The 9,559-nt window shown below is 69.4% G+C and carries 8 protein-coding genes and 1 pseudogene; 7 read left to right on the top strand and 2 right to left on the bottom strand.

Annotation, left to right across the window (positions count from 1 at the left end):
- Together treZ and JWN68_RS00540 are read left to right on the top strand one after the other, a co-directional pair.
- The coding region (treZ, locus tag JWN68_RS00545; RefSeq protein WP_297733113.1) for a malto-oligosyltrehalose trehalohydrolase at positions 1–2,565 on the top strand (2,565 nt) is incomplete at its 5' end.
- A 100-nt stretch (positions 2,566–2,665) separates the two neighbouring features.
- Entirely contained in the window at positions 2,666–4,483 is a 1,818-nt protein-coding gene (locus JWN68_RS00540) for a GAF domain-containing sensor histidine kinase (protein ID WP_297733111.1), read from the top strand.
- Here JWN68_RS00540 and JWN68_RS00535 read toward each other — a convergent pair.
- The gene (locus JWN68_RS00535) at positions 4,476–5,165 is read right to left on the bottom strand and encodes an NAD-dependent deacylase (RefSeq protein ID WP_297733109.1); all 690 of its coding nucleotides are present in this window, start codon (positions 5,163–5,165) and stop codon (positions 4,476–4,478) included. The genes JWN68_RS00540 and JWN68_RS00535 overlap by 8 nt on opposite strands.
- Before the next feature lie 51 nt (positions 5,166–5,216).
- Between JWN68_RS00535 and JWN68_RS00530 the strand changes: the two genes are divergently transcribed.
- From JWN68_RS00530 to JWN68_RS19195, 3 genes are all read left to right on the top strand, one after another.
- On the top strand, positions 5,217–6,035 hold the full coding sequence (locus tag JWN68_RS00530; RefSeq protein ID WP_297733106.1) for a PhzF family phenazine biosynthesis protein: 819 nt from the start codon (positions 5,217–5,219) through the stop codon (positions 6,033–6,035).
- A 109-nt stretch (positions 6,036–6,144) separates the two neighbouring features.
- The gene (locus JWN68_RS00525) at positions 6,145–8,112 is read left to right on the top strand and encodes an ATP-binding protein (RefSeq protein ID WP_297733103.1); all 1,968 of its coding nucleotides are present in this window, start codon (positions 6,145–6,147) and stop codon (positions 8,110–8,112) included.
- A 116-nt stretch (positions 8,113–8,228) separates the two neighbouring features.
- A complete protein-coding gene (locus JWN68_RS19195) occupies positions 8,229–8,543 on the top strand; it encodes an SRPBCC domain-containing protein (RefSeq protein WP_366519717.1) in 315 nt (104 codons plus the stop codon).
- On the opposite strand, the gene JWN68_RS00520 is transcribed toward JWN68_RS19195, so the two are convergent.
- Positions 8,434–8,787 (bottom strand): hypothetical protein, encoded by a 354-nt coding sequence (locus tag JWN68_RS00520; protein ID WP_297733100.1) that lies wholly within the window; start codon positions 8,785–8,787, stop codon positions 8,434–8,436. The two genes, JWN68_RS19195 and JWN68_RS00520, sit on opposite strands and share 110 nt — an antisense overlap.
- Before the next feature lie 271 nt (positions 8,788–9,058).
- On the opposite strand from JWN68_RS00520, the gene JWN68_RS00515 reads away from it, so the two are divergent.
- Positions 9,059–9,178 carry a hypothetical protein gene (locus JWN68_RS00515; RefSeq protein ID WP_297733097.1) on the top strand — a complete coding sequence of 40 codons (120 nt, stop codon included), beginning with the start codon at positions 9,059–9,061 and terminating at the stop codon, positions 9,176–9,178.
- Positions 9,175–9,559: pseudogene (locus tag JWN68_RS00510) on the top strand (hypothetical protein); the annotation flags it as partial. The gene JWN68_RS00515 and the pseudogene JWN68_RS00510, both read left to right, overlap by 4 nt.

Raw genomic sequence — 9,559 nt, 5'->3', positions numbered from 1 at the left:
CTCGACCGGTTGCTGGGTCTCGTCCCGCTCCCGGACGCCGGCTTCGGCAACCTTCTGTGGCAGGCGATCCTCGGCGCGTGGCCCGCCCGCGGTCTCGACCTCGACCTCCGCGAGCGGCTGCACGGGTATGCGGAGAAGGCGATGCGTGAGGCGGGCGACCGCACGACGTGGACGGCGCCCGACAAGGTCTACGAAGCCGCGGTCCACGCGGCCGTCGACGCCGCCCTCGACCGGCCCGACGTCCGGGCGGTGCTCGACGAGGTCCTGGCAGCGGTCACCGACGCCGGCTGGAGCAACTCGCTGGCTGCCAAGCTCGTCGCGATCACCATGCCGGGGGTGCCGGACGTCTACCAGGGCAGCGAGCTGTGGGAGCAGAGCCTGGTGGATCCCGACAACCGGCGACCGGTCGACTTCGGCGTACGCACCTCGATGCTGGCCTCGGTGGAGCAGGGCGAGCGACCCCAGCTCGCCGGCGGCGTGGACGACCCCGGAGGGGCGAAGATGCTCGTCACCCGTGCTGGTCTGCGCGCGCGCCGCGACCAGCCGGAGCTCTTCACCTCCTACGCGCCGGTGGCCGCCGACGGCGAGGCGGCCCGGCACGTCCTGGCCTTCGACCGCGGCGGGGCGATCACCGTCGCGACGCGGCTCCCCCTGGGCCTCGCCGCCCGTGGCGGGTGGGGCGACACCAGCCTCGTCCTCCCTGCCGGGGAGTGGACCGACGCATGCTCGGGCCGCACCTTCTCCGGTGACGCCGCGCTGTCCGAGGTCCTGGGCGAGCTCCCCGTCGCACTGCTGACCCGTGGCTCCGCGCCCCTCGAGACGACGCACGGCCGTTTCGACGTCTGGGCCCCCCGGGCACGCTCGATGACCCTCCAGGTCGGCGACCAGCGGATCGCGATGAGCCGCGGCACCGACGACTGGTGGGCACCCGCGGAGCCCGCCCCCGAGGGAGAGGTCGACTACGGCTATCTCATCGACGACGCCGAGCAGCCCGTCCCCGACCCCAGGTCGCGGCGTCAGCCCGACGGCGTGCACGGGCTCTCGCGCACCTTCGACGCAGGAGCGCACGACTGGACCGACACCGCATGGACCGGACGCCAGCTCGCCGGCTCGGTCATCTACGAGCTGCACGTCGGCACCTTCACGCCCGAGGGCACCTTCGACGCAGCACTGGCCAGGCTCGAGCACCTGAAGTCGATCGGCGTCGACTTCGTCGAGATCCTCCCGGTCAACGCCTTCAACGGGACCCACAACTGGGGCTACGACGGTGTCCTGTGGTCAGCCGTCCATGAGGGGTACGGCGGTCCCGCGGCCTACCAGCGGTTCGTGGACGGCTGCCACGCGGCCGGGATCGGCGTGATCCAGGACGTCGTGCACAACCACCTCGGACCGTCGGGCAACTACCTGCCGGTGTTCGGGCCCTACCTCAAGGTCGGCGCCAACACCTGGGGCGACCTGATCAACCTCGACGGGGAGGGCAGCCACGAGGTGCGTCGCTTCATCCTCGACAGCGTGCGGATGTGGTTCACCGACATGCACGTCGACGGGCTGCGGCTCGACGCCGTGCACGCGCTGTCCGACGACTCGCCGACCCACCTCCTCGAGGAGATGGCGAGGGAGGTGGCTGCACTGTCGGCACACCAGCGACGCCCCCTCACCTTGATCGCCGAGTCGGACCTCAACGACCCGTCGCTCGTGACCCCGCGCGAGGGTGGCGGCTATGGACTCGATGCCCAGTGGAGCGACGACTTCCACCACGCCGTGCACGTCGCGCTGACCGGCGAGACCGAGGGCTACTACGCCGACTTCGAGCCGCTCTCGGCGCTCGGCAAGGTGCTCACCAAGGGCTTCTTCCACGACGGCACCTTCAGCTCCTTCCGCAACCGCCCGCACGGAGTGCCGTTCGACGTGGACCGGATGCCGGCCTGGCGCCTCGTGGTCGCCAGCCAGAACCATGACCAGATCGGCAACCGCGCCCGCGGCGACCGGATCACCGAGGCTCTCGACGACGACCAGCTGGCCTGCGCAGCGCTGCTTACGCTGGCGTCCCCCTTCACCCCGATGCTGTTCCAGGGCGAGGAGTGGGCGGCGTCGAGCCCGTTCGCCTTCTTCACCTCTCACCCCGAGCCCGAGCTCGGCAGGGCAACGGCCGAGGGCAGGCTCGAGGAGTTCGAGAGGATGGGCTGGGACCCGGCCGTCGTGCCGGACCCGCAGGACCGGGCGACCTTCGAGCGTTCCAAGCTCGACTGGGACGAGGTCGGCTCCGGCCGTCACGCCGTGCTCCTCGAGGTCTACCGCAGGCTCGCGACGCTGCGGCGGGAGCTGCCCGAGCTCACCGACCCGGACCTCCGCCGGGTCGAGGTGGACGTGGACGAGCGGGCGCGCATCCTGGTGATGCGGCGCGCGGCGGTCACGGTCGTCGTCAACTTCGGTGGCGCCGACGCGTCCGTGGGGCTGCCAGGAGAGCACGAGGTTCTCTTCGCGACACCGTCGGGAGCGTCCACGGCTGCTGGTCACGTCGACCTGCCGGCGCACGCCGGAGCGCTGCTGCGGCGTACGCGCTGACAGCTCGGCCTGCGCCACGCTCGTCGGGGCGCAGTCTGTGGAAACCGCTCCGCACGGTGCCGCGCCGTGTCATCGTTGTGGATCGGAGGTATCCACGCGCATGGTCAGCGACGAGCAGGTCCACACGCACGCCCCTCCCCACCAAGGGGGCTGGGGCGAGCCTGCCGCGCGCGGCAAGCTGTGGCGCATCGCCAACGACCTCCGTCGTCGTGCGGGCTTCGGCATCTGCGCGATCGAGGTGCGTCGCAGCGACGATCAGATGGAGTTCGTCGCCATCGCCACCGACGATCCCGCGGCTCGTGAGCTCGAGGGGCAGAGCTCGCCCCTCGACGCGATGTATCCGGTGATCGACCTCGGTGAGGTCATCGGCCTCTTCACCTTCATCCCCCATGAGGTGGTCACCGCAGAGGCGCACGCCAGCATCGAGCCCTATGTCGTCACTCCAGACCTTCCGCACTCCGACGATCCGGATGCCTGGCACCCCCAGGACATGATGGTGGCCCGGCTCGACGACGCCTCCAACCGTCTGCGCGCCTTCGTCTACTTCGACATCCCACGCTCCCTGCGTCGACCTTCCAACGACGAGCTGGTGCAGCTGAGCGACGACCTCGACGTCACCCTGCAATCGGTTATCACCACCATCGAGCGGGAGGAATACGCAGCCGGCGTCCGGTTCGCGACCGGCGCCCGACTGGTCGTGCGCTCGGCCGACAGTCGTCACGGGCTTCCCGATCTCCTCCGCCTGGCGTGCGAGGAGCTGCAGCAGTCCTTCCGGGCGACCGTGCTTGCGGTGGATGTCTTCGGCGAGATGCTGGCCATGCATCCGCCGGGGGCGGTCACGATGGAGGACCCGCCTCTGCTCGAGGCGGTAGAGGATGCCGCACGGCGTTGCTGGGCGCGGCAGCGGGTGCTTCTCGTGGACGGTTCCCGCGTGTGGGGTGACGACGAGCTCGACGCATCGTCGCGAGGCGACCTGGTCGAGCTGTTGTCGTACCGCGACTGGGTGGAGCTGGTCGTCGTGCCCATCGGTGCCGGGGACGAGGTGCTGGGCATGCTCGCGATCGCCCGCGGCGACGGGATCGCAGCCTGGAGCGACGACGAGAGCTCGGCTGCCCTCGACGTGGGCCACGACCTCGGTCGCGCGATCCTCAATGCCCGCGCCTCCGAGCGCGAGCGTCAGGCGGCCGAGGAGCTGCGCAGGGTGGACTACTACCGCACCGGGCTCATCGCCACCCTGGCCCACGAGCTCAAGAACCCCATCGGCGTGGTGGCCGGCCACGCCGAGATGCTCTCCATGCTGGACGAGGAGCAGAACCTCCCGCCCGAGGCGTTGAGGTCACTGGAGGCCATCACCCGAGGCGCCGACCGGCTCGCGATCCTCGTCGACGACCTGACGACGCTCAGCAAGGTGGGCGACCCGGCCCACGAGCTGGAGGCCGCGCGTGTCGATCTGGTGTGCCTGGCCATGTCCGTGGTCGACCAGTCTGCGCTGGCAGCCGGACAGCGCGGCATCAAGCTGGTGTGCAACGCTCCGCCGGACCCGGTCGTGGTTCTGGGTGACGCGACCTCCCTCACCAGCGTGATCACCAACCTCGTGACCAACGCGATCAGCTACTCCGACGACGGCGGCAGCGTGCGGCTCTCGCTGTGGTGCCGAGACGACCAGGTCGTCCTCGAATGCACCGACGAGGGCCTGGGCATCTCGGGGGAGGACCTGACGCAGCTGTTCACCGAGTTCTTCCGCAGCACCAACCGCGAGGCCTTGGTGCGACCGGGCACGGGTCTCGGGCTGACCATCACCCGACGCATCGTGGAGCGACACGGCGGCCGGATCGAGGTCGAGTCCGAGCTGGGCTCCGGGTCGACGTTCCGCGTGTGCCTGCCCCTGGCCGCGGCGCCGGAGGCCGTCGTTACCTGAGCACCTCGTCGACCCACGCGGGGACCAGTTCGGTGGCGGGACCACGACGTGACTGGTGGAAGTCGCTGGTCGTGTCGCTCTCGTCGAGGTTGAGCTCCAAGGTCTGCCGACCGTTGCCGATCGCGTAGTGCACGAACGCCGCAGCCGGATAGACCACGCCCGAGGTGCCGATCGACACGAAGAGGTCGCACGCCCACAGCGCCTCCTCGATCGCCTCCATGTCGTAGGGCACCTCCCCGAACCACACGACGTCCGGGCGCAGCTGGGGCGAGCCGCACGCCGGGCAGGGCGGCCGGTCGACCAGCGTCGTCTCCCAGTCGTGGCGCGCGTCGCACGCCGTACACCATGCGGCACGCAGACGTCCGTGCATGTGGTGCACCCGTCGCGAGCCGCCGCGCTCGTGAAGGTCGTCGATGTTCTGGGTCACGAGGTAGAGGTCGTCTCCTCCGAGCTCGGCCTCGAGGCGCGCCAACGCCTGGTGCGCGGCGTTCGGCTGCACGCGGGCGAGGGCGGCTCGGCGTTCGTCGTAGAACCGTTGGACCAACGTGGGGTCGCGGTCGAAGGCCTCGGGAGTGGCAACGGTCATCGGGTCGTGGCCGTCCCACAACCCGCCGGCGTCACGGAAGGTCGGCACCCCGCTCTCGGCCGAGACGCCGGCGCCGGTGAGGACCACGATGCGCATCGGGTGAGTTTATGCCCGAGACTCAGGACACGACGAACGGAAGGGAAGCTCATGACCGGCGGCGGCACCGCGTTCGCGATCGTGGATGCGTTCACGACCCAGCGCACGTTCTCAGGCAACCCTGCGGGCGTCATCCTGCTCGAGGACTACCCCCGGGACGACTGGATGCAGGGCGTTGCTGACGAGCTGCACCAGGCGGAGACGGCGTTCCTCGTTGCAGACGGCGACAGCACGTTCCGGTTGCGGTGGTTCACGCCCACGACCGAAGTCGCCCTCTGCGGGCATGCCACGCTGGCGAGCGCCCACTGGCTCTGGGAAGCAGGCATCCTGCCCGAGGGGTCCGCGGCTGTCTTCACGACCCGCAGCGGCCGGCTCACCGCAGAGCGGGAGGGGGGTCGCATCGTGCTCGACTTCCCAGCGGCACCGCCGGCCCCCGGGCCGGCATCGACGGATCTCCTGGTGGCGCTCGACGGCACGATCCCGGTATGGACGGGGGTCACCAGCAACCCCGATCCCGCAGAGCGCAACGTCCTTGCGGTTCTTGCCTCCGTGGAGGCCGTGCGGTCCCTCACCCCCAACCTCCAGGCCGTCGCGCGGCTCCCCGCCGGCGGCCTGATCGTCACGGCAGCCGGCGGCGGCGCAGCCGTGGTCTCTCGCTACTTCGCGCCCGCCTACGGGATCCCGGAGGACCCCGTCACCGGATCAGCCCACTGCACGATCGGCCCTTACTGGCGTGACGTGCTCGGTGCGATCCTGGAAGCGGAACAGGCATCACCTCGGGGCGGAGAGCTGACGGTGGTGACGACCGACGACGGCCGGGTCCGGCTCGCGGGCACGGCGCGTACGGCGGTCACGGGGCTCCTTCACTGAAAGAACCCGGGCTCGGCTGACCGGGCCAGAACCTCGGTCTTCATGGTGGCGTAGGCGATGTCTCTGGGCCACACTGACGACTGCGACGTCCGACGTCGGAAGGACGAGGATGACCGGAACAGTGCTCTTCGCCGTCAGCGTCGCGATCTACGCCGGCCTGCCCATGCTGATGGCGATCCGCCACTCGTCGTTCCAGCTCCTGATGCTCTACTGCCACACCGCTGCCGTGCTCACCATGGGCGGGATCCTCGGGGCCGTCTACATCTTGCCGGTGGGTGGCGAGGTCACCCTTCTGGCGGGCCAGGTCTCCTACGGCGGCTTCATGTTCGCGACGCTGGTGACCGCGGTGGTCGGTCGAGACGTCCAAGTGGTGCGCAACATCATCGTCCTCGTGCTCAGCGTCAACGCCGTGGTCTTCCTCATGTTTCAGACCACCCACGTTGCCCTCGCCAACCAGAATGTGCCCAGCCCGCTCGGCGTCGACCCGGCCGTGTTCGACAAGTCGCTCGCCGTGGTCCTTCTGGGTGGCACGCTCATCATCCTGGAGCTGCTCACGCTGCTCGCCGTGCTGGAGGTCGCCAAGCGCCGGCTGGCCGGACGGTGGCTGCCGCTGGTCACCCTCATCTCCTTCGTCGCGATCCTGACCCTCGATGGAGTCCTGTTCCCCGCGCTGGTCCTGCGTCCTTCGTCGGGACTGGGTGACCTCATCGCCTCGTCGGTGCTTTCAAAACTCGTGCTGGCCGCTGCCTTTGCCGTCCCGCTCGCCCTCTTCCTGGGGCTCTACCCCCGACTCGTCCAGCGCTTCGAGGACACTCCCATCGAGCTCACCCGGCTGGTCCCCGGACGGCGCACCGGCGTGGAGCAGCAACTGAAGGAGAGGGAGGCAGAGCTGGCGGCTCGCACCGCCGAAGCAGGGAGAGCGACAGCCACCGTTGACCGGATCCTCGACGCAGCCACCAACACGATGCTCGTGGCAACTGATTCGGACTTCCGGATCACGCACTTCAGTGTCGGTGCCCAGACGCTGCTCGGCTACTCCGGGTCTGACGTCCTCGGACGATCGATATCCGATTTCGGTCAGTCCGAGCAGCTCGTCCACCACGCCGAGCAGCTCGGCGTGCCCGGCCGCCCTCCCGATGTGGTGGCAGCCTTGGCGCGCGAGGGGGCACGGCGGGACTGGGCGGTGCTCACGAAGTCCGGCGAGACGAAGGTGCTGTCTCTCAGCTTCACCGAGATCCGCGACGACCACCTGTTGATCGGCTACCTGTTCGCCGGAGAGGACATGACCGACCGACTGCGCGCCGAGGAGGCGCTCAGCCAGGCGCTACGCCGGGAGCACGACGCTGTCGACAGGCTGGAGGATGCCGACCGAGTCAAGGATGAGGTGGTCTCGACCATCAGCCACGAGCTGCGTACCCCACTCGCCAGCATTCGTGGCTACAGCGAGGTGCTCGTCGAGGGAGACCTCGGAGAGCTCAACGTCCGGCAGACCGAGGCGCTGGGCAAGGTGCTGCGCAACGCCGGAAGGCTGTCCTCGCTGGTCGACGACCTGCTGCACCTCGACCGTTCCAGCACCAGGGGGCCAGGTGATGCTCGGGTGGCCACCGATCTGGTGGGCATCGTCCGTGACGCCCACGACGGGCTGATCCAGCTGGCCAGGAGGCGCGATCTCGAGCTGGGGCTTGACGTCCCCAGCTACCCGGTCCTGGTGCTCGGAGATCCAGCCGATCTGGAGCGGGTCGTGCTCAACCTCGGCGACAATGCTGTGAAGTTCACCCCAGACGGCGGCTCCGTCACGGTCTCGGTCGACCGCCACGGTGATCAGGCCGTCATTCGGGTCACTGACACCGGCATCGGCATCGCCGGCGCCGAGCAGCACAAGGTCCTCGAACGCTTCTACCGCTCGTCTCAGGCCTACCACCACGCCATACCCGGGACCGGCCTGGGCCTGGCCGTGGTGAACGACATCGTCTCTGAGCACCGGGGCACCCTGACGGTTTCCTCGACGCCCGGGTCCGGGACCACGGTGACCGTGCTTCTCCCGATCTTCGAGTCCGAGCTTCTCGACCCTGCCTAGCGGGAAGCGCACCCCGTGGCCGGGCCGCGACGGCGGACAGGCCCGTCTGTCCCAGTCACCGCGCGTACGGCGGTCACGGGGCTCTTCACTGACAGGGGCCCCTGATATTCACGGGCATGCGCGTATCCACGTCCACCATTTACATCCAAGCGCCTCCGGACGTGGTGTGGGCCGTCCTCACCGAAACGGATCAGGTCCGGCAATGGCAGTACGGCAGTGAGCTCAGCACTGACTGGGCCGTAGGTTCCCCGATCCGCTTCACCAACGAGTGGGACGGCCAGCGGTTCGAGCAGTGGGGAACCGTGCTCGTCGTCGAGGCACTCACCATCGGATCGTGCTCGCCACGGGCCAGGACCACCCGCCACGGAGCGCCTGCCAGCAGTTTCCCATGTCCGGTACACCGACTCCGAAGGTCGCCGGGTCCTGGGTGACCCGCCAGCCGTCCTCGGTCTCGACGACACCGATGGTCGCCCTCGGGTCCTCCGGCGCCATCAGGTCGGTCAGCCCGGCCAGCCGAAGAAGGCGTTGCACCGCCTCAGCCTGCGTGGCGAACGTCTGGACGGGACGGGCCGCCACCCGCTGGGCGCCCGCGACATCCTCCGCGGGCCAGCTGACCTTCACGCCGAAGGCCACGACTCCACGCACATGCGACGCGGTCGCGAGCTCGAGGGCCACCACGCCACCCATCGAGTGCCCAGGTCGGACTGGGATGCGCCGTACACGTTCAGCCGTCATGCCGACGCCGTGCGCTCCCGTGGCCCGGCAGGTCGACGACCAGCCAGCCGCCGGGCCAGGCATCCGGGAGCAACGCCTCGACGCCCCAGCACCAGCGCCAGGGTGGCGATCGCGATGATCGCGCCCAGGGAGTAGACGAAGGAGTTCGTCGAAGGAGAGCGTGAAGCCGAACAGCAGGGACGCGAGCACCGCGGGGCGCAGGATCGGCAGTGTGACGTGCGGCTACCCCGTCATCGCGGTGGTGGTGGATGCCGACATGGACCGTGCTGCGAACATCCGGCCCGGCGACACGTTGTTCTTCGAAGAGACAAGGAAGCAGGCCCTCACATGAGTGCACCAGTGGAATCGTTGACACCCGCCGAGGCCCGGCAGATGTTCCGTGACGGCTTGTCGGTGCCGACGAGTGGTTGGTGCGCGGGGATCACCCAGGCGAATCTGATCGCCGTGCCGAAGCAGTACGCCTACGACTTTCTGCTGTTCGCCCAGCGCAACCCCCAGTCCTGTCCGGTCATCGACGTCTCGGACCCGGGCTCTCCTCGCACGAGCCTCGCTCCCGGGGCTGACCTGAGCACGGACATCCCGGGTTACCGGATCATCGCCGACGGCGTCGTCGTCGAGGAGCACTCGGAGGTCACCGAGCAGTGGACCGACGACATGGTCGCCTTCCTCATCGGCTGCAGCTTCACCTTCGAGCACGCACTGGTCGACGCCG

It is taken from the genome of Nocardioides sp. (assembly GCF_025964975.1).
Classification (GTDB): domain Bacteria; phylum Actinomycetota; class Actinomycetes; order Propionibacteriales; family Nocardioidaceae; genus Nocardioides.
The sequence above is the reverse complement of the archived record's forward strand: the minus strand, read 5'-3'. Positions and strand labels throughout refer to the sequence as shown.

Bases quoted from the DNA above. Each gene is read 5' to 3' on its own strand.
- JWN68_RS19195 (WP_366519717.1), top strand. From the start codon at position 8,229: ATGCGCGTATCCACGTCCACCATTTACATCCAAGCGCCTCCGGACGTG.
- JWN68_RS00540 (WP_297733111.1), top strand. From the start codon at position 2,666: ATGGTCAGCGACGAGCAGGTCCACACGCACGCCCCTCCCCACCAAGGG.
- JWN68_RS00535 (WP_297733109.1), bottom strand. From the start codon at position 5,165: ATGCGCATCGTGGTCCTCACCGGCGCCGGCGTCTCGGCCGAGAGCGGG.
- JWN68_RS00530 (WP_297733106.1), top strand. From the start codon at position 5,217: ATGACCGGCGGCGGCACCGCGTTCGCGATCGTGGATGCGTTCACGACC.
- JWN68_RS00525 (WP_297733103.1), top strand. From the start codon at position 6,145: ATGACCGGAACAGTGCTCTTCGCCGTCAGCGTCGCGATCTACGCCGGC.